This window comes from Planktothrix rubescens CCAP 1459/22 (genome assembly GCA_904830895.1).
GTDB classification, from domain to species: Bacteria; Cyanobacteriota; Cyanobacteriia; order Cyanobacteriales; family Microcoleaceae; genus Planktothrix; species Planktothrix agardhii.
The window spans coordinates 4,656,663-4,676,739 of record LR882958.1 but is presented as its reverse complement, the minus strand read 5'-3'; the positions used below and the strand labels follow the sequence as shown (position 1 = coordinate 4,676,739).

The 20,077-nt window shown below is 40.4% G+C and carries 11 protein-coding genes; 3 read left to right on the top strand and 8 right to left on the bottom strand.

Features of this window, described 5'->3' with window-relative positions:
* Positions 1-54: 54 nt before the first annotated feature.
* From NMG86_RS21360 to NMG86_RS21335, 6 genes are all read right to left on the bottom strand, one after another.
* A complete protein-coding gene (locus NMG86_RS21360; RefSeq protein ID WP_052338559.1) occupies positions 55-2,346 on the bottom strand; it encodes an eCIS core domain-containing protein in 2,292 nt (763 codons plus the stop codon).
* Positions 2,347-2,487: 141 nt separating this feature from the next.
* Entirely contained in the window at positions 2,488-9,228 is a 6,741-nt protein-coding gene (locus NMG86_RS21355; RefSeq protein ID WP_026796462.1) for an eCIS core domain-containing protein, read from the bottom strand.
* A gap of 70 nt (positions 9,229-9,298) precedes the next feature.
* Complete coding sequence (locus NMG86_RS21350) at positions 9,299-9,502, bottom strand: hypothetical protein (RefSeq protein ID WP_026785222.1); 204 nt, start codon at positions 9,500-9,502, stop codon at positions 9,299-9,301.
* On the bottom strand, positions 9,502-9,975 hold the full coding sequence (locus NMG86_RS21345; protein WP_026785223.1) for a type II toxin-antitoxin system VapC family toxin: 474 nt from the start codon (positions 9,973-9,975) through the stop codon (positions 9,502-9,504). The genes NMG86_RS21350 and NMG86_RS21345 overlap by 1 nt, the downstream gene beginning before the upstream one ends.
* Before the next feature lie 134 nt (positions 9,976-10,109).
* The gene (locus NMG86_RS21340) at positions 10,110-10,685 is read right to left on the bottom strand and encodes a Uma2 family endonuclease (protein WP_026785224.1); all 576 of its coding nucleotides are present in this window, start codon (positions 10,683-10,685) and stop codon (positions 10,110-10,112) included.
* 226 nt (positions 10,686-10,911) lie between these two features.
* The gene (locus NMG86_RS21335) at positions 10,912-13,677 is read right to left on the bottom strand and encodes an eCIS core domain-containing protein (RefSeq protein WP_237747555.1); all 2,766 of its coding nucleotides are present in this window, start codon (positions 13,675-13,677) and stop codon (positions 10,912-10,914) included.
* Between the two features lie 93 nt (positions 13,678-13,770).
* Between NMG86_RS21335 and NMG86_RS21330 the strand changes: the two genes are divergently transcribed.
* Positions 13,771-13,977, top strand: a complete 207-nt coding sequence (locus NMG86_RS21330; protein ID WP_199918580.1) for an element excision factor XisH family protein — start codon at positions 13,771-13,773, stop codon at positions 13,975-13,977.
* A 164-nt stretch (positions 13,978-14,141) separates the two neighbouring features.
* On the opposite strand, the gene NMG86_RS21325 is transcribed toward NMG86_RS21330, so the two are convergent.
* Together NMG86_RS21325 and NMG86_RS21320 are read right to left on the bottom strand one after the other, a co-directional pair.
* Entirely contained in the window at positions 14,142-14,678 is a 537-nt protein-coding gene (locus NMG86_RS21325; protein WP_026796461.1) for a Uma2 family endonuclease, read from the bottom strand.
* A gap of 375 nt (positions 14,679-15,053) precedes the next feature.
* On the bottom strand, positions 15,054-17,471 hold the full coding sequence (locus NMG86_RS21320) for an eCIS core domain-containing protein (protein WP_499103719.1): 2,418 nt from the start codon (positions 17,469-17,471) through the stop codon (positions 15,054-15,056).
* 473 nt (positions 17,472-17,944) lie between these two features.
* Here NMG86_RS21320 and rppA point away from each other — a divergent pair, with 473 nt between their 5' ends.
* Positions 17,945-18,625, top strand: coding sequence for a two-component system response regulator RppA (gene rppA, locus NMG86_RS21315; protein WP_026785226.1), 681 nt, complete (start codon positions 17,945-17,947; stop codon positions 18,623-18,625).
* Positions 18,626-18,774: 149 nt separating this feature from the next.
* Positions 18,775-20,046 carry an RNA-guided endonuclease InsQ/TnpB family protein gene (locus NMG86_RS21310; RefSeq protein WP_141296263.1) on the top strand — a complete coding sequence of 424 codons (1,272 nt, stop codon included), beginning with the start codon at positions 18,775-18,777 and terminating at the stop codon, positions 20,044-20,046.
* Positions 20,047-20,077: the final 31 nt, after the last annotated feature.

The following is a 20,077-nucleotide window of genomic DNA, read 5'->3' as shown; positions in this document are numbered from 1 at the left end:
ATATTCCTAAAATTACTACATTCTTGATTAATAAATGGGGCAATTGATTTGATGTTATAAAGATTTCAATTTTTCCGCAACTGCACTGACAAACTGCCCTTCAGTCCCATAATTTTTTGGATCGCTCCTGGTTTTTTCTAAAAGTTGCATCATCTCTTCAATATTTTTAGGTTTTTTGATCATTCCTTTTTTCCCCGTCGGCCCCAATATTCTAAATAGAAGTCCTATAGGATCTAAATCTACTAACAGTTGTAAAGCTCTTTGATTTCCTTTGAATGCAGCTTCCACAATATGTTCCGCATTAATTTTACGCCCAACACCTCTTCGACCTGTGATAATTTTTATAAAACCTTTAATCTTGTCCATAGCTACTTCGGCAAACTTTAGCACTCCCTGTGCGGTCTTAATAATAGCTCCTGGTATTATACCTATTCCAGTTACACAGAGAATATCGCTAATCATCTTAATAAAAGAATTCACAGTATGGTAGATTGATCGATAAAATCTTCTTGAAACTTTAGCATAACCGTATTCAGCCGACTGCATCACTTGATCATCACCACTTAAGATAGCACCGTAATCAAACGTCTGGGTGGCGAAGTATTGATCGGCTTCCTCTTGGTTGCTCCAGTCTACTGAATCTGGGTCAATCTTATTTTTCGCCATCGCCGCTGTTTTTAATGCTTTCCTAATAGAATAGCTGTCATAAATACTATAAGCTGATGTCAAGAAAGATACGACTGAACCTGCTATCGAACTTAGAGGAGATGCTTTGATTAACTCAGCATAATTTAGAGATCGATTTGCGATTACTTCCCCAACTGATAAGTGTTCACCTTGCTGAATATTTTGGCTTATATCTTCAATAAAACCTTTAGCATCTGCCGCAAAAGTAGCATTGTTTATATTCTCTCCGAACGCTTCATTGATTGACATATCTCTTCCCGATTTTTGTTGTTCAACTTTCTTTTTCTCATCTTCGATTTGCTGCTTTAGTTCTTTCATCGATTTAGATCTACTATCCTTATCTCCTTTTTCTTCTAACCACAGATGAGTTTCATGATAAATCTCATCTAATATTTTCTCGTGTTTATCGTAATCCTTATCGTTCAGGGGTATTTGATTATACGTTATAATTTTTTTTTGGATTGTTTCAGTTTTATTACTAAAAATCTTACCTGTCGTTACGACATTATCAGGAAGTGGTGTAAGTTGCTGAGTTTTCCGTTGAATGGTTTTAGATGAATACAATTTAGGTAAATTTTTTGCCCCTAAAACTTCTACTTGTTCACCCTGAGATGCCTTGGCTCCTAAATTATCTGCTTCAGCTTCTAATTGATAATCAAAATTGATTCTATTGCCTTTACTTTGAGGTTTTTTATTCACTCTCCCGGCCCGTTGTTGAACAACATGGGTGAGTTCATGTCCTAATAATTCTTGACCTTGTTGACTGTGGGGATTATATTGATCGGGTTGAAAGTGAATATCTGAACCTTGAGTAAAGGCTTTTGCTTGAATTTGTTTGGCTTGTGGCCCTGTATGGACTCGCACCCCGGAAAAATCGGTATTAAATGCCCATTCCATTTTCCGTTGTACGGGTATAGGCAATGATTGAACACTATCTCTAGGTGCAAGATTCAGTTTAACTTGCATGGGTGGAAATTGACGATTTGACTGAAGCCCTTTGTTTTCACTGATAACAGGTAAGGACTGTGCTTTCATTTGGGCAGGTTCGTCATCTTCTTCTGAGCGTTGAACAATACCCGACTCTAATTTAGCTTGAGGTTCATCATCTTCTTCTGAACGTTGAACAATACCCGACTCTAATTTAGCTTGAGGTTCTTCTTCTTCTTCTGAACGTTGAACAATACCCGACTCTAATTTAGCTTGAGGTTCTTCTTCTTCTTCTGAACGTTGAGCAATACCCGACTCTAATTTAGCTTGAGGTTCTTCTTCTTCTTCTGAACGTTGAACCATACCCGACTCTAATTTAGCTTGAGGTTCTTCTTCTTCTTCTGAACGTTGAACAATACCTGATTCTAATTTAGCTTGAGGTTCTTCTTCCTGTTCTTCCCGTTGGACAATACCTGATTCCAATTTAGCTTGAGCGAAGGTAAATTTAGGTTGAACGGGTGCAGTAACTTGAGGTTGTGTTGGATAAAGGGGAATTTCGGCAAAGTTAAACCCTGGTTTAGAGTTTCCCGACTGTAAAGAGGAAGTATTTTCACTAACTGACTTCGTTTCTGCTTGCGGTTCTGCAAAGGGACGGGACTGAAATTGTGCCTGGACAGGCTGAATATCATGATGGGTGTTTTGAATATTCCGTTTTCGTTGAAATGCTTTCATAACCATGCCCCTGAATTAGACTGACCCTGAGAAACTTACCGTTTATGTTGCCGTTAGTATTACATGATTCGGTGTACAAATCCTATTCTACTTTAGTCTAAATTAACCCAGATAAGTCCCGTTTTGAAAGGGGAGAAAAGTCTATTTTTTCTTAGGGTCAGCCCGAACAGAAATTTCAACAGTTGCAGGATCAATTCGCTTAACTTTAGTATTAACGTCAAGCGGGTTTTTCCCTGGCTTATTGCCTTGCTTAGATTGAGATTTAGCAGTTTCTTTTTCGTCTGCCAATTCTTCCTGAGCTTGATTAGATTTAGCGTCATCTTCTGCTGCTTTTTTAGTTTTTTCAGGATTAGTTTTTTGCTTTTCTTCTTGAGCTTTCGGAGTTTTTTCTGGTTGATCTTCTTTAGTTTTGCCGTCTTTGGTTTTGCTGTCTTTTTTAGACTTAGATACTTGACTTAACAACCCTCCCAATAAACTACCGCTTCTGGGTCTAGTTTCAGGTTCTTTAGGTGTAAGATTATCTAAATTTTTAGCGATCGCTGCGTTATTTTCATCCGTCGGTTCCTGCGGACGGCCTTTGACCTGAATATCGTAGGTTATGCTATTACCAATTGTCGCCGAACCCACAACTTTTAGCAAATCTAAATCAAAATCAACAGAGAGTTTATCCAGTTTCTTCTGAACAATATCAGGGTCAGGATATTGATTGACAATTTGTTGAATTAATGCTACAATATCATCGACAATATCATCGGGTAAAGCCAAATTATTAGCAACGGATGAATCTTTTTTCTTGCGTTGATTTTTTTGCTCATCCTGATCTTGCTGTTTTGTAATCATCACCCGCATCGTCAGTTTGTTACCCTGAATGCTTTGAGTGATATTAGCCTGTTCTTTTTGTTTACCGCCGCCTCCAAAACCTTTACTAAGACCAGATACTAACATACTGCCTCCAATCAGAAGTCCCGCACCGACAAGCGCTGACGTTTGGCTGTTTTTATCGGATTTTGGGGGATTTTCACTCTTGTCTAAAGCTTCTGAATCCCCTGAACTGTTTTCTGCTTCTCTCTGAACAAAGTAAGGCATCTGTAGAGACGTTGCATGCAACGTCTCTACTCGCTGCACCGTGCGAGACAATAGGGGGGATTCACCGGACTGTTGGACAACGTGGGTAAGTTCGTGGGCGAGGAGCCTTTTACCACTAGGACTTTCAGGTTCATAATTACCCTGGCGGAAGAAAACGTCAGATCCGGTGGTAAAGGCGCGGGCGTCGAGGGAGCGACTGAGGCGATCGCCCTCGGTATCATGATGAATCCGCACCTGAGCAAAGTCAAAACCAAAGGCATTTTCCATGGGTTCCCGCACGGGGGTAGGTAGGGGTTGACCTTGACCGAGGGAACGTTGAATGGCTGTTTCTACCCCGGAATGGGCATCAAGCATTTGATCAGTTGTTCCTGACATAGCTTGACGCTGGGCTTTGGTTGATTTATCCTCATCGGGAGCAACCCCAGTAATCACATATTTACTGCCATCGGGTTTCAGGATATTTAGACTTAAGGTTTTGAGTTTATATTGAGATTTCAGGGCTGGAAGTTGACTTTTTACTAATTTTGCTTTCGATTTTTTCTTAATAATTGATCTGAGTTTATTAGCAACTTTAGGCAAAATCTTTTTCTGATCCATTAATTTTGCCGTTATTGTCAAACTAGCTTTCTTCTTATTTCCTGTAATTTTCTGTTTGACAACGAGTTGATTTTTCTTATCTTTCCAAGCAGATTCACCCGACCGTTGCACCATCAGATTCAGGGGTAATTCTCCTTGAGTTACGACCGAATCAACCTGTCGTTGAACTTTAGTCGCTTCCGCTTGACCGACAATTTGATATTTATTTTTACCTTTTTTAGTCAACTTCAACTGTTTGAGTTTATGTTTAGACTTAATTCCTGATAATTTTTGATTCACGGCATCAGGATCTCGAAGATTTCTTGCTAGATTCTGAGTCTGATTACCCGCACCTTTAATTTGTTTCTGGGCATCATTCTGAGGTTGTTTTTTATCTTTATTTTTCTTGTCTTTAGCCTTTGTGTCTTTAGACTTTGTACCTTGAGAATTTGTGCTTTTACCTTTGCGGGCTGTTTTTCCTTTCTTGCTTTTCCCACCACCAAAGAAAGCGGCTGCTCCTCCAAATATTCCCCCGATAGTTTTATCCACAGGTGCTTTTAATGTAGTCACAATTTTCTTAACTTTACTAGGAATTCCCCCAACACCAATTAGGGACGCTAAGAATCCTAATAAAACCGGAATCATTTTAGCCAAAGCCTGTTCAATCATCATCGCCATCACCGCCGGAGCCCCGTCACAAATGGCTTTTAAAGTATCTAAAATTGCTTGCACAAAGAGTTTAATATCTTCCCGTTTTTCCACAAAAAAGGAAATTACATCAAAAATCATCTTAGCAATTTTAGCAATTCCTGACGCTGGATTCATCATCCCAATCAGCCAACTAATCCCCGCCTTGACGATTTCCACAATTGCCATTTCCATCAAACCTTTGAGAAAGATTTTTTTCATATCATCCAAAGAGGATTTGATGAACTCCCAAACTCCTGATATACCATCTTTAATTAAGGTACTAAAGAAGGTAAAAATAAATTTTACGCCCGGTTGCAGGCCGGAAATGAAGTCAAGGGCATCTTCTCCTAAAGACCCGATTAAATCCTTAGCAAATCCCAGAATACCGCCAAGGCCACCACTAACACTTCCTAAGATGTTCTGTACAGAATCAGGGAAAGTTTCTACGGCTTCTACCCCTTTATTAATTAAAGTCATAATCACATCGGGGCCAGCTTCTACGACCAATTTAACTAAATCCCAAAGATAGTTGAGGCTATCTATACCTTTTTTGAGGACAACATCGAGAATAAACTGAATTAATTTAGCAGCTGGCGCACCTAAAATATCTCCAAGAATGCCAAAAACATATTCTTTTGTTAAGCCTAAAACCTGTAAAATAATATCTAAAAATCCTTTTAAATCAAATTTTTCAGGAAGTTTTAAGTCTCCTAAATTACCAAATAACCAAGTAATTAACCCATTGAGTAAATGTTTTGCAATATTATTGGCAAAATTCTTAATCCCATCTCCAATCCCTTTAAAGAGATTCTTCATAAATTGCACCGGATCATCGATCAGGGCATCAATCACATCCTCGGCCAGAGATCCAATAAAAACACTTAAAATTTTCTTAATCGGCCAGAGGAGAATTTTAATAATATTCTTAGCTAAATCCGCAATAAATTTTAAGGCTTTACTAATTAAGCTGGCATTTTCGGCTTTTAACTGTTCAATGCGTTTATCAAGTTCTTTTAAACTAGATTGATATTTTTTAGTTAAATCTTCCAGTAGTTGATTTTGTTTATCGCTAATACTCTGTTCTAATTGATCAAATTTAGTTTGCACATCCGCCGCCGATTGAGCACCAATTTCTTGCAGGTCTTTCGGTAAGGTTTGTACATAAGCATTAACTTTTTCTCGCCCTTGGTTAACTTCTGTTTGGGCTGCGGTTAATCCTTTTTCAACAATTCCACCAATATTAGAAATACTTTTTTTAACTTCTTCAATATATAGTTTTTTTCCCTCTTCATAAAAAACATTAACTTCATCGGGTAAGCCAGCAAACTTGTCTTTAATCCAGGTAATAAAGTCAAAAATGCGAAGTTCTCCAACTTTCACCATTTTGATCCCAAACCAGTAAGGCTTAGGTAATTTAATCGGAAATACCAAGGTATAGCGTTTTTCTTTGTACTCAGCCATTCTCCTTTTAACATGGCTTTCAAAAGCATTTTTAGCCGCACCAATCCCGCGATTAAACTCAGTATTAACATCACTATCCATTTTCCCCAAAATACCCTTAACATTCCCCTGAGTTTTGTCAAAAATATTTTGGATATTGGTATTAATTTCAGTCCGTTTTATTTCATCAGTCGTCTTGGTTGCCTCTTGGGAATCCCCGGTCTGCTGCATCGACTCTGTACGAGTCGCATACATATCATCGTTGGATTGTTTAGCCGATGCCTGGGCGTCAGTTTTAGCCGTAGTCAGGGTTTCCTGTTCCCCTTGACGGAATTTTTGGGGGCCTTCTGTGGTGCCATGGGTTTTGGCTTCTTTTAAGGCATCTAAGGCTTGCCCCCCGCCCTCATCTTTCCAGGTTTCTAAACGGTCTACATTCAGGGGAACTTCCGAATCCGGTTGGGCAACGGACTGGGGTTTAACTTCTTCTTTGCGTTGAATCAAGACTTCAGGAAGCAGTTGAATCGTTTCCCCCCCCTTTTGACCCCCCCAGCCCCCCTTGGTAATGGGGGAGTTAGATTCGGCATCTGTCCTTCCCCCCATTGCTAAGGGGGAGTTAGGGGGGGTTAGGGGCGTCGCCATCACTTGTTCCGCCACTTGATCCGCTTGGACTTCATCAGGATCACTGCTAGAACCAACGATTGACTTCGCCTGAATCTCACCAAACGCACCCTCTAAATTCTGGGTTGTTTCTGCTAAAGGGGCCTCAATTTCCTGTTCAGTTTTTTCCTTGGGAACGGCTTTTTCCGTTTCAATTTCCGGTGGTACAGTCCCCACAACTTCCTGAGTCGGTTTCAGTTCGTCAACCTTTTTAGGTTGTTCGGCATCGGGCTCAGGAGGTGCTTTACTTTCCTCTGGCAAACCCCCTCCTGATTCTTTTTTAGCTCCTTTAACTTCGGTATTTAAGGCATTTTTAATATCATCAGTCTTGCCACTACTGGCAAAATTATCGGCTTGATCTGCATTTTTGGGTTTAACTAAGTTTAATTTTTCTAATAAACTATCTTCAAAAACTTTGCGGTCAAAGGGTTTCGGTTTTTTAGCATTCAGATCATCCATTTTGGTCGCTTGGGCTTCCCGCATTTGTTGGTCGGGATCTTCGGCGGCGGTTTGGGCTTCCTTGGCGGCGGATTTGGGTGACTGGTGAGAGCTTTGTTGATCGGCTTGTTGTTGGGACTGTTTAATCACCGCCTGAAAAGCGGGGTCGGCTTCGGGTGTCGCTGGTGCTTGATCACCACTGACTTCGGGGACTGCGATCGGTGAAGTGTCGGCGGTTTTCGCTTCCCCTTCTGGGATGGGTGGGACGGCTTCAGGCTGATCCGTTTGCTCTGGCTGAGAATTTTCCCCAGCCCCAGGTTTGTCCTGAAGCGGAAGTGTTACAGTCTCTTTAGAGGGACTTTGACCGCTTGCATCTTGTTTGCCTTTTTCGTCGGCTTTATCTTTAACTTTTGCTTCAGCTTCTTGACTTTCTTGTTTAGCCTGAGATTCTATTTTTTCCCCGCTTTCTTTCTCTAATTTTCCTAAATTATCCCCAGTTTCACCGGATTTAACTTTATTTTTAACAGTATCAGTATCTTCCTTAACTTTAGCAGTTTGAGTTTCAACTTTTTTCAAGGATTCAGCCGCTAAATATTTTTTCATTTCAGCGCCTTTATCTTCCTTGTCTTTCCCCTCTTCAGCTAATTCTTTATTAGCTTCTTCTTTTTCCTTTTCAACGTTCTTTTTCCGTTCCTCCGCCTTAGTTTCGGCTGTTTCTTTAGTATCCCCTTTAGTAACTGATGCTTCCTCAGTCTTAGTTTCGGTGGTGGCTTCAGCTTTAGTATCGGTTGTCGTCGCTTTTTTGTCTTCAGTTTTTGAGGTAGCGGGTTCAGACTTATTTTTATCTTCTTTTTGTAGAGATTGTTCAGGTAAAGTTTTTAAGCCAGAGAGATTTAATGGCGGATTTTTTTTAACTCCATTTTTAACCGGAGAAGGTTGGATTTGACGCTGAATTTGGGATTTTTTTTGAATTTTCCGACTCAGAGACTTACGCTTGGCTTTAGGGCCGGTTTGTTGAATTGTGTGGGTGAGTTCATGGGCGAGGAGTTTTTTCCCTTCGTCGGTATGGGGTGAATATTTTCCCGAATTAAAATAGACATCTTGCTCATGGGTAAAGGCTTGAGCACCGAGATCTTTACTGAGTTGAACCGCATCGGAACCCGTGTGAACTTTGACGCCACTAAAGTCATTCCCAAACCTTTCTTCCATGAAATCACGGGTTTCATCTGGTAGGGGGCCACCACCACCTTTACTACTTTTAACGCGAGTTTCAATATTCTCGCTGGCTGCAAATCCGCCGTTTCCTTGGCGGGAGATCAAGGTAGACTGTTTCAGGGTTTGGCTCATCCCTGACGGAATATGGTTGTCTATGGATTTGAGGTGAACGACCCCTTCTATTTCCTTTGGTTGAAGAATTCCGCTTAACCGTTTCAGGTGAAGGGTTGCTTCTTGTTCATATCGCTGGATCGTTTGAGCTAGGGGTTTGAGGTGAACGGTTCCATCTTCTTCCTGGCGCTGTTGAATGTTTTCTGTTAAGGGTTTGAGGTGAATGGTTCCCTCTTCCTCCGGTGGAGCTTGAATGGTGTCCGTTGTCGGTTTCAGGTTAACCTTCCCCTGCTCCTCCTGCTCCTCCTGCTTCTGCACCGGAATAACCGTAGACACGACTTTATCCGCCATTGCATCGGCTTCTTTCTCGTATTTATCCCCAGGCGCACCCACAACTAACTTGGCTTGCGGTGTGGCGGGAATATATTCACTAATCGAAATTTGACCAAAATTATAGCCGGAATTAAGATTCTGATTCCGTTGTACTTCGGGTGGAGGAGGAGCCGCCGCCCCCGCTAATTTTTGTTCACTGGTGCTGTCATCTTCTTTTAAAGCCAGTTGTTCATCCGCAAACGGCCGCACACTGGTTAATCCCACCGTTGGTGACAGTTGGGGAATAGGAGTCGGCGTACTTTTTTTGACGGGTGTAACAACAGCTTTGGTATTCATGGTTGTTTCTGGGGATTGAGTTCAGAATTAGCTATGTTTGATGTCGTTTCATTGAACCAAGTTTTTTTGCCTAGAATTCTTGATCAGTAGATTGTACATCTTTCTGATCTGTACCTACCACTTCCCTTAAAATTGAGGTTTTCTGAAGTTTATATTTTTGCTGTAATTCTAAGTAATAAGCAATCAATTGATAGGGGTTATGATTATTATTCTCAGAAATTCGATGACGAATATCTCGAATTTGCTCAAGTGTGGAATCATTAAGGGTAATCATTATTCTTCTCCTATTAATTCTAAGGGTGTCACTAATAAGGGGACATACAAGCCCAGCATAACATTAATTCGTCTGATATGCCCAAATTTATTGGCATTAGCCAAGTGGCGACAATTCCAAGTTAAAAGAAAGTCACATTTATGATAGGATGCCATAGCAAGATGGAGAGCATCACCTAAAGGATCATTAGGCATAACCTGATTTTGAATATAAGCCTCTACAATTTCTGCAATTTCTGCTTCAATATCTATAAGAGGGATATCATTAAGAAGTTGAATTGCTTTTTCTTTGCTAGGGAAATTTCCTTGATTAAGTTCATCTAAAACAGCAATACTGGTGACAAGATCGTAGCGACTACTAATCTGATCCCACCATAAACAAGTCCATTCTTTACGAGCGATCATATCAGGCTCAGTGCGGATTTCATAGTAAAAACTAGGAATACTGGTTTCGATATAAACTTTGGATTTCATGTCATAAAAACGTTGGTGACAGTTGGGGAATGGGAGTGGCTATACTTTTTTTAACGGGTGTGACAACAGCTTTGGTATTCATGGTTGTTTCTGGGGGTTGAGTTCAGAATTAGCTATTGAGATGTGAACAGGACTTACGCAAGTCCTGGGATATTTAAAACAAATCCGGGTAAAACATCTTCTCCTGATAAGGTTGGGGGATTTTCTAAAATTTCCTTTTCTTGTCCCTGACGATAAATTTCGACTTGACGGTTTTTGGGGTTAATTAACCAACCTAAACGAGAACCATTATCCATATATTCCTGCATTTTATCTTGTAGGGGTTTTAAAGAATCGCTAGGGGAACGCAATTCTATGATAAAATCAGGACAGATTGGCGGGAATTTCTCTCGCTGTTCGGGGGTAAGGGATTCCCATTTTCCTAACGGTATCCAAGCCGCATCGGGGGAACGCTCTCCACCATTAGGAAGTTTAAAACAAGTCGAAGAATCAAAGACAATTCCTAATTTTGTTTGTCGATTCCATAAATTTAATTCAAAATTAATATCAGAGTTACGTTTTCCAGTTTCCCCTCCTGTGGGTGGCATAATAATTAAGTCTCCTTTGGCGGTTCGTTCTAATTTTAATTCGCGGTTAGCGACACAAAGTTGATAAAATTGCTCGTCGGTAATAGGGGCGGCTTCTGGGTTATTTAAAATTAAGGATGTCATGTTTTTATCTCCTTGATAATGGTGATTAAAACTAAACCTATCAAAAGCCTAACATATCCCTGGCTTTCAACACTAATCTTTGGGTACGATATTCTCCATATTTCTTGATTTCGCGTCTGCGGTTTGGGGTTTGGTGTGGTGTTGCGAGGGCGTTGTCCATCGGGCGAATATTTGTCAGGGATTTCGCTTGAATTCCAGTTGAATTGACAGATTCTACTTCCTATGGTTATTCGTTTTCTTCTTGTTCTGTATTCAGATTGTTTTGTGTTTCTTGATTCATGCTCTCATCCTCAATTTCTGAACTAGCGGAGTTGTTAGCATTTTCTGCTGATAGGGATTGTTCTTCTGGTGGGCTAAACAGCTTTTTTTCAACTTCTTTACTGGCTTTACCCACTAATTCTTTGGATGTTATCAGACCAGCTTGCACATTTTGTTCTGCTTGTCGTAACCGTTGTAACCAATTGGGGTCTTTAACTTCGAGTACGTCTTTTGTTGTATCTGGTAGGAGCCTACGTTTTTCAGTTTTGGTGACAGTTTTAGTGTAGTCAACAACTCGGCCTCCAAATTCGCCACCAATTCTTCCTCCTTTACTGGTACCTGTAGAGGAAAACTCAGCAGGAGCGCCCCTCTGATCATGATACATACCAAAAACATCTGTATGAGCCATTCTTGATGTTTCTGCCCCTATGAGTACGCTACCAGGTAATGTTAAGCTTGGGGGTCTATAGTAAATATAAATATGGCCATGTCTGCCATCGGGTAGGATGACGTCACCTGCGAGATCTTCATTCCCCAATCCGCCAAGAGGTATATCCATACCATAGTGTTTTATAGTGCTTTTCAACCCGGTTTTACCCTTGACATCAAATGTATTACTCTTTTCCTCTTCTAATGAACTTTCAGTTACTTTGACATTATGACTAGAAGCGATTCTGGTATCTACTTTAGCTTTATAATGGTCACTCTTGTTGTTTGGATCTTTTATCTTATTGTATGATTGAGGTTTTCTAGTTTGGTCGGATTCAGGTGAAGCACCAAAAAGCCATTGAATAAACTCATTTTCGTTTTCATCTTGTTTAATAGGTGGTAAGTTAATCATGACACGCCCTCCGTGAGAGAGAGCAACTGCAACTGATTCATCCCAATCCTTAAAAATGTTTTGTTTTTGATCCTCTCTATATTTCAAACCATCATGAAGAATGATAAAAATTCGTCGCAAAATACTATTAGCTGAGTCGGTTTGCTCTTTGTATTTTTCTAAACTTTCATCTTTACTGTTTGTCTGATTGTCAAGTGTTTGCTCCCACATTTTCGTATCTTTTTCATAAATATTCTTTTTGTATTTATCATCACTACCTTTCTTTAACTGGTTGGCTTCATAACGTAAATACCCTGGAGTTTGGCGGAATTTTTCATCCTTAATACCCAGATCTCGTTGATATGTAGCAATTTGAAGACGTTGAATGGGACTCAACACAGCTTCACCACGGACATCGGGTACCAGTCCAGACCGCTTTCCTCCAGTCCAATTGCTAAAATCATGTTCTTCGACTCTCTCCCAATCACCAAAGACTTTTTTGTCTACGGCTATCTCTGCTACTTCTTCCTGCGTGAGCATACCATTTTGAGATAAAAAGGTTTTCCCTTTTGGTATTGCGCTTAATTCTTCTATAGCCTTAACTGCTTCATCTGGCAAAAAATCTTTCCCTAAATCTATTTGTTTAGCCAAGGTCATTTTCTCGCTTTTAATATCACCATGCTTATCTTTAAACTTCCGATTTTCAACTTTTAGTAAGTCTTTGACAATTTCTTTGGAAGGTTTTTTCGTCTCGTCTTTTTCATCATTTTCAGTTTTTACCTCACTTTCTTTTACCCGACTTTTCTCTGGAATATAAGTTCCATATAATTGCAATCTGGTCGCTCGAATATATTGAGGAGGATTGCTATCTTTAATTCGATACCACTTATTATTGCCCGTAGCTTCTATTATATGGTCTTTGGGATTATCACTAATTTCAATTTCTTGACCCGATTTATATTTTATCCCCTCATTTTTAAGACTTTCATCTCTAGCATGAGCGTTGTCTTTGACAGTATATTTCTTCATTTGCAACATAACTGAATTAGAACCTGTAGAATGTGTTACAGATTCTCTTTTAGATTGAATTGGACTCGCTCCTTGCTGCACAACATGGGTTAATTCATGGGCAATTAATTCCTGTCCACTTCGACTTCCCGGATTATATTCTCCCCGTTTAAAAAACAAATTTGGCCCGGTTGCAAAGGCACGGGAACTCAGGGAACGATTCAATTTATCTGATTGACTATCAGTATGTACTTTCACCCCACTAAAATCTGCCCCCATTGCTTTCCCCATCTTGCGTTGCAGTCCCGCATCTAGGGGACTTCCAACACTTTTAGCACTTTGAATTGTTGTTTCTATATCTGTTGAAACTGCACCCCCACCCAGGGTTTTATTTTGGGATTTAGCTTGAATTTCTTCTTCTTCTCCTTCTCTTTGAATAGCAGAATTATCAGGTTTAGCTTGAATTTCTTCCTCTTCTTCCTGACGTTGTACTCCTTTAGAAGATGTGGCTTTTTCTGTAGCAGGAGTATTAATTTTTTTGACCACTTTTTCAGCTACACTATCTGCTTCCTGTTCATATTTGTCCCCAGCGGCGCCAACGGTTAATTTTTTTTGTAGGGATAAATTAAATTTAGGTTGTATTCTGGATGGTGAGCCATCTGTGTTTCCTGTAATCGGGATTTCCGCAAAATTAAAACCCGGTTTTTTCTGTATTTGCTGATGGTTTATATCTTCGGTTTGGGTTTTCTGTGGTGTTACGAGGCCGTTGTCCATTGGGCGAATATCTGTCAGGGATTTCGCTTGAATTCCGGTTTGATTGACAGATTCTACTTCATGGCGATTCTGTTTTTTTAGTCGTACTTTCATCGTCAGACCCCATTGCTTACAGATTAATACATTGACCAAAGTGGGATATATTTCTATTAATTATATCAATAAATTGGATAAACGAAAATTCGCTCTCATTTTATTTTTTGTAGGTATCGCTTTTTTAGGGTATTGACTGATTATCATGCTGCATTAGGGCAGTTTTTGAATTATCGTCTTGCCTTAGAAATTGCTGAATCAACACGCATTTTGTATTTAGCAGTGCCAGTGGGTGTTTACGAATCATTCTTTAAGGGCGAATTTGCCCAAATCTCATTAGAGAGATACCAAATCAAACTAATTATTTACGACACAATTCAAGAGGTAATTGTTCAATAACTAGAACTGCGATCGCGATCGCCTATTGCCAATTTTGAAAATGCGCAATTATAAAAAGTAGGTTGGGTGGAGTGTCAGCGATACCCAACATTTAATCACATTGTATATAATGCCTGTTGGGTTTCATTCTTCAACCCAACCTACGCGATGCAATATTTCTATTTTCACCGCTGCTGGGTCATTGCCATGATCATTTCTACTGTCAGGTCTGAGATATTGACAAGGGTTGGGAGTTTGTCGGTTCCAGAATAGATTAGTGGCAGTTCTGATTGTTCCCAAACCCAGATTTGCTTTCGCTGAATATCAATTAGCCAAGCGAGTTGAGTCCCGTTAAGCAAGCAGTGCAGGATTTTGTTTTGTAGCTCTAATGTGTTTTGGTCAGGGGAGCGAATTTCAATCAGCCAGTCTGGCGCTCCTTGCAGTGGACCATCAACATCTGTAAGCCGATCGCTTTTAACTACGGTAATGTCTGGGACGGGGGATAATGGTGGCACGATGCAACGAAGTTCTTGGATGGCTTCGTATGCTTGGGTTTGGCTGTTGATCGTGTTAACTAGGTTGCGCTGAAGGCGGGAATGAAACAGTGTTGGCATCGTCTTTTGTTGGGCTTGCCCGTGGATAAATTCCCAAGCAGGTGAGGTTTCAATGTTGGGCTGCTGGAGAAAAGTGTCTAGGGGGCTAGCGATCGCAATAGTTTTCATAGTTGCCTGAGATACACCTGCGGAAGTGCAATGTATGTTTAGTTTTATTGTAGTTTAAGAACTTAGATATTGAGAAATCTCAGGCAGTTTTGATCTCCGATCGCACCAGCAAAAAATCAACAACTAGAACGACGATCGCAATATATACAAGCTTTGTTGGTGTTGGGTTGAAAAGTGAAATCAATACCACGCGATCGCCGAATCGCATCAGTAAAAAATCAATAACTAAAACTGCGAAGATCGCCTATTGCCAAGTTTGAAAATGCGAAATTATAAAAAGTAGGTTGGGTGGAGTGTCAGCGATACCCAACGGTTAATCACATTGCATATAATGCCTGTTGGGTTTCATTCTTCAACCTAACCTACGCGATCGCACTACCAGAACTTGTAGTAAGGTTTTGGCTTTTTATAACCTTTCCATTTGTTGCCCATCTTCTTCAATGTCCCCCCAGATACCCCCTCTTTGCCGCCAGCCCCCTTGACCGTTAGACCACCAATAGTGGAGGTTGTCCACGCTTCGGGTGAGTTGAGGATCGTTTGCATTTCCATTTGATCAATCGTTTTGGCTTTTTCTTGAGCAACCGCGGCTTTACCAGCGCTGCTCAATTCGTGAATAAAGATGCCCGTGACGGCGGGATTTTTCTGTAATTCGGGTAACTCAGCCGTCCAAAACACAGACCCTGTATTCGTCCCTATAGGCACATACACATGTACCTCACCAGTAGCTTTAGCGGCAAAGTTGGCACTCACGGCTGCCCAGACGTTAAAAGATCCTCCCCACTGCATATACGGGTTGTTGTCGTTCAGTAAAAGATCGCCGTTGACGTTCTTCAAATCCGGAGTGTCGCCTTCACTTGCCCCAACCGCAAAGAGATCTAACAAAGCGCCCATGCTCATCTTATTCAGTGGTGTTCCACCATCCAGACGTTTAGCTACGCTCATTTCCTTGTTTAACTCTGGGTTGTTGGCGGCAGGTCGTCCGATGTTAATATCGCTCCATAAAGTGACATTATTAATTTGTAACTCTTCACCCTGATCAGTTTCAACGAGTTTAGTCAGAAACTCTATATCTTTTCTGAAGGCTTCTAATTTGGCTAACTGTATTTCAGTCTTATCCCACCCCTCGGCTTTTTCTTTGTCGTAATAGTCGAGCTTGCCCCAGTTGAGCTCTGCTCCCTTTTCCTTGCTCCATCCCGGGAACGAGATCTGATTGTTTTTCATCGCCGACGAAAACCTTTGCCAGATTGAATCCATTTCATCTTCAAGTATTTCACGTTTCACTTTTTTACGGAGTTCTTGTGCAAATCTTCCCTTATATTTGTTGTCTCTCTCGTGCTCGAGGGCTTCTGTTTTAATAATATGTTCAAGCTCTTGATTAATCGCAGGAATCATTTTTTCAAGGCTAGCCTTCTTTATCGGGTCATCATTGTGATTGCCAAGCCAAGATTGAGCTAGAGTTCGTAACTCCTTCAATAATTTTTCTTGGTCTTTCGGAGCATTGGCTGTTTCGTACTTAGTTAATAGGTTTTGGATCTGAGTGAAAGTACTGGTGGATCTGCCCAAAAATCTGTTCACACGCGCACCCAAAGACATTGTACCTATTAGGTCTTCTGACTTAAACTGCATCTTGCGTTGAATTGGCGATGAACCCGATGTTGATTTGCCATTCTGCTGCACCACATGGGTCAACTCATGGGCGATCAACTCCTGCCCACCTCGACTACTCGGCTCATACGCCCCCTGCCGAAAGAACACATCTTGCCCTGTTGTAAAGGCTTTTGCCTGAATTGATTTATTTAATTGGTCAGACTGCGAATCTGTATGAACTTTCACCCCACTAAAATCTGCCCCCATTGCTTGCCCCATCGACCGTTGCAGTCCCCCATCTAAGGGCTGTCCACCTCCTTTAGCAGTTTGAATTGATGTCTCTAATTCTGTTGATGCGTCTCCACCAGCCATAACTTGCTGATCAGGTTGGGTTGATTTAGCTTGAATTTCTTCTTCTTCCCCTTCCTGACGTTGAATTGAGGAAATATCGGGCTTCATTTGCAAGTCTTCTTCTTCCCCTTCCTGACGTTGAATTGAGGAAATATCGGGCTTCATTTGCAGGTCTTCTTCTTCCCCTTCCTGACGTTGAATTGAGGAAATATCGGGCTTCATTTGCAGGTCTTCTTCTTCCCCTTCCTGACGTTGAATTGAGGAAATATCGGGCTTCATTTGCAGGTCTTCTTCTTCCCCTTCCTGACGTTGAATTGAGGAAATATCGGGCTTCATTTGCAGGTCTTCTTCTTCCCCTTCCTGACGTTGAATTGAGGAAATATCGGGCTTCATTTGCAGGTCTTCTTCTTCCCCTTCCTGACGTTGAATTGAGGAAATATCGGGCTTCATTTGCAGGTCTTCTTCTTCCTGACGTTGGACTCCTTGACCCGATGTTGACTGTTCCCCAGAAGGAGTATTAATTTTTTTGACCACTTTTTCAGCTACACTATCCGCTTCCTGTTCATATTTGTCCCCAGCCTCGCCGACAGTTAATTTTTTTTGTAGGGATAAATTAAATTTAGGTTGTATTCTGGATGTTGACCTATCTGTGTTTCCTGTAATCGGGATTTCCGCAAAATTAAAACCCGGTTTTTTCTGTATTTGCTGATGGTTTATATCTTCGGTTTGGTGTTTCTGTGGCGCTGCGAGGGCGTTGTCCATTGGGCGAATATCTGTCAGGTATTTCGCTTGAATTCCGGTTTGATTTACAGATTCTACTTCATGGCGATTCTGTTTTTTTAGTCGTACTTTCATCGTCAGACCCCATTGCTTACAGATTAATACATTGACCAGGGCAGGTTACATTTTTATTAATTGTATCAATAAAATTGACAACCAAATCTATACTTAAGTCTAATTTTAGTTTTATAGCAACCGCCAAGGCAGTTAGGACACCAGACGTATCAATGACTAAAGCAAGTAAAACAATGGGAGTGCAGCAAATCTTGTTGTCTCCAGATCCAGAAACCCGTGCGTTGATAGAATATCTTTGTCAACAATCGGGTAAATTGTACAATACAGGGATTTATTTTGCCCGTCAAACGTTTTTTAAGACAGGTAAATTATTAACGGGAAAATTTGATTTAGCATTTGAACCATCGGTGTCTATTGATTTAGGTACTGCCGACAATTTAGCAGCTTGTGTTGATACCTTGGGAAATTCCTTTTTGATTGATGCCGATGACAGACCCACACAAAACTGGACAGTATCTGAGGTGATCGATTTTATGCGAATTTTATTGGTTGATGATGAAATCGAATTAACAGATCCTTTAAGCCGGGTATTAACCAGGGAAGGGTATACAGTTGATATTGCAACGGATGGCTGTTTTGGCTGTGATTTAGCCCGTCAAAATCATTATGATTTATTAATTTTAGATTGGATGTTACCGCAAAAATCCGGTTTAGAAATTTGTCAGGAATTGCGATCGCATTCTGACCAAACACCGATTCTATTTTTAACTGCAAAAGACACCCTAGATGACCGAGTTCAAGGGTTAGATGCTGGTGCAGATGACTATTTAATGAAACCCTTTGAATTACGCGAATTATTAGCTAGAGTCCGCGCCTTACTGCGTCGTTATCAAGTTATAGAATCTACCATTAATTCTAACCATTTGCAAGTATTAGACTTAGAATTAGACCTCGATAATCAACTCGCCTATCGAGGTGAACGCATGATTGATTTATCAGAAAAAGAAAGTCAACTTTTAGCTTATTTGATGCGTTCACCAGGACAGTTATTAACCCATGATCAAATTCATCAATATCTCTGGGGAGAGGGTGAACAACCGAGCAGCAATGTATTAGCAGCACAAATTCGCCTGTTAAGAAGAAAAATCGAAACTACAGGGGAAATTCCCCTAATTCATACGGTTTATGGTAAAGGATATCGTTTTGGAGAATAGTTTATTACTTTTCATAAGATCAAGATGGGAGTGTGGAAACTCAGTGTCTTCAGACCTGAGAGGAAACACGACACAGGGGAATTTATTCCCCTAGAAATATTCAATTATGCTATCATAAAGAAATTAACATAGTCGTGATAGTTGAGTCAATGGCTAAAACAATAGGAGTACAGCAAATATTGTTGTCTCCAGATCTAGAAACCCGTGCATTATTAGAGTATCTCTGTCAGCAGTCAGGCAAAATATACAACACGGGAATTTATTTTGCTCGTCAAACGTTTTTTAAGACAGGGAAATTACTAACAGGAAAGTTTGATTTAGCTTTTGAACCATCGGTAGCCAAGTCTTTATTGGCACAATCAATGCCATCAACACCGATGCAGCAGACCCTAATGTCTGTGACGGAATCCTTTAAATCTTTTAAGAATTTAAAGGATTTGTATATCAAAGGTCAATTGCATTTCCGACCTAAACCTCCTGGTTATTTAAAAAGTTCAAAGTTGTTTAAAGTTGCCTATCCCAATTCGGGAGGACAAAGACCAAAACTGATTGATGGTCAACTTAGATTCGCGCTCGGAACAACAGTCAAAAGATGGTTTGGGGTATCTGAATTTTTCTTACCCATGCCATCAAACCTTGATTATTCCAAGGTTAAAGAATTTACTATTCTTCCTAAGAACGGTGCTTTTTATCTGGAAATGTCCTACGAAGCAGAGAAACAACACCATGAATTAGATATTAACCAAGCCTTGTCAATTGACCTGGGAACTGCTGATAATTTAGCAGCTTGTGTTGATACCTTGGGAAATTCCTTTTTGATTGATGCTAGAGATTTGAAAGCTAAGAATCAACTTTGGAATAAAAAAGTATCAACACGCAAAGAAGGTAAATCTCAAGGATATTGGGATAATTGGTTAGACCGTGTAACTCGTAAGCGAAATCACCAAATGCGTGACGGGATTAACAAAGCAGCCAAACTGATGATTAACCATTGTCTGAAATATGGCATTGGAACTTTAGTAATGGGTTGGAATGAAGGTTTTAAAATTAATGCTAATTTAGGTAATTTGAATAATCAAAAGTTTGTTCAAATGCCTTTGGGTAAATTAAAATCCCGTGTAAAACAACTTTGTGATTTGCACGGGATTAAATTTGTTGAAACCGAAGAAGCCTATACTTCAAAAGCTAGTTTCTTAGATGGAGACTCCCTGCCCAAATACGGTGAAAAACTGATGGGGTGGAAAGCATCTGGAAATAGAATTAAGCGTGGTCTTTATCGGACATCTGATGGTTTTGTTGTTAATGCTGATCTAAATGGGGCAGCAAATATCCTCAGAAAAGTATCGGGAAGATTGGGTATAATGCTCAATCAACTCAGTAGACGATCTTTGGCAGTCGTAGCGAGAATTAAGTTAAACTAATTCTGTCCGCAGAATCTCAGCGTCTTCAGAC

What these genes read in the sequence shown, in the direction of transcription:
- NMG86_RS21360 (WP_052338559.1), bottom strand. Translation starts at nt 2,346, where the DNA reads ATGAAAGCATTTCAACGAAAACGGAATATTCAAAACACCCATCATGAT.
- NMG86_RS21355 (WP_026796462.1), bottom strand. Translation starts at nt 9,228, where the DNA reads ATGAATACCAAAGCTGTTGTTACACCCGTCAAAAAAAGTACGCCGACT.
- NMG86_RS21350 (WP_026785222.1), bottom strand. Translation starts at nt 9,502, where the DNA reads ATGATTACCCTTAATGATTCCACACTTGAGCAAATTCGAGATATTCGT.
- NMG86_RS21345 (WP_026785223.1), bottom strand. Translation starts at nt 9,975, where the DNA reads ATGAAATCCAAAGTTTATATCGAAACCAGTATTCCTAGTTTTTACTAT.
- NMG86_RS21340 (WP_026785224.1), bottom strand. Translation starts at nt 10,685, where the DNA reads ATGACATCCTTAATTTTAAATAACCCAGAAGCCGCCCCTATTACCGAC.
- NMG86_RS21325 (WP_026796461.1), bottom strand. Translation starts at nt 14,678, where the DNA reads ATGAAAACTATTGCGATCGCTAGCCCCCTAGACACTTTTCTCCAGCAG.
- NMG86_RS21320 (WP_499103719.1), bottom strand. Translation starts at nt 17,471, where the DNA reads ATGAAAGTACGACTAAAAAAACAGAATCGCCATGAAGTAGAATCTGTA.
- rppA (WP_026785226.1), top strand. Translation starts at nt 17,945, where the DNA reads ATGCGAATTTTATTGGTTGATGATGAAATCGAATTAACAGATCCTTTA.
- NMG86_RS21310 (WP_141296263.1), top strand. Translation starts at nt 18,775, where the DNA reads ATGGCTAAAACAATAGGAGTACAGCAAATATTGTTGTCTCCAGATCTA.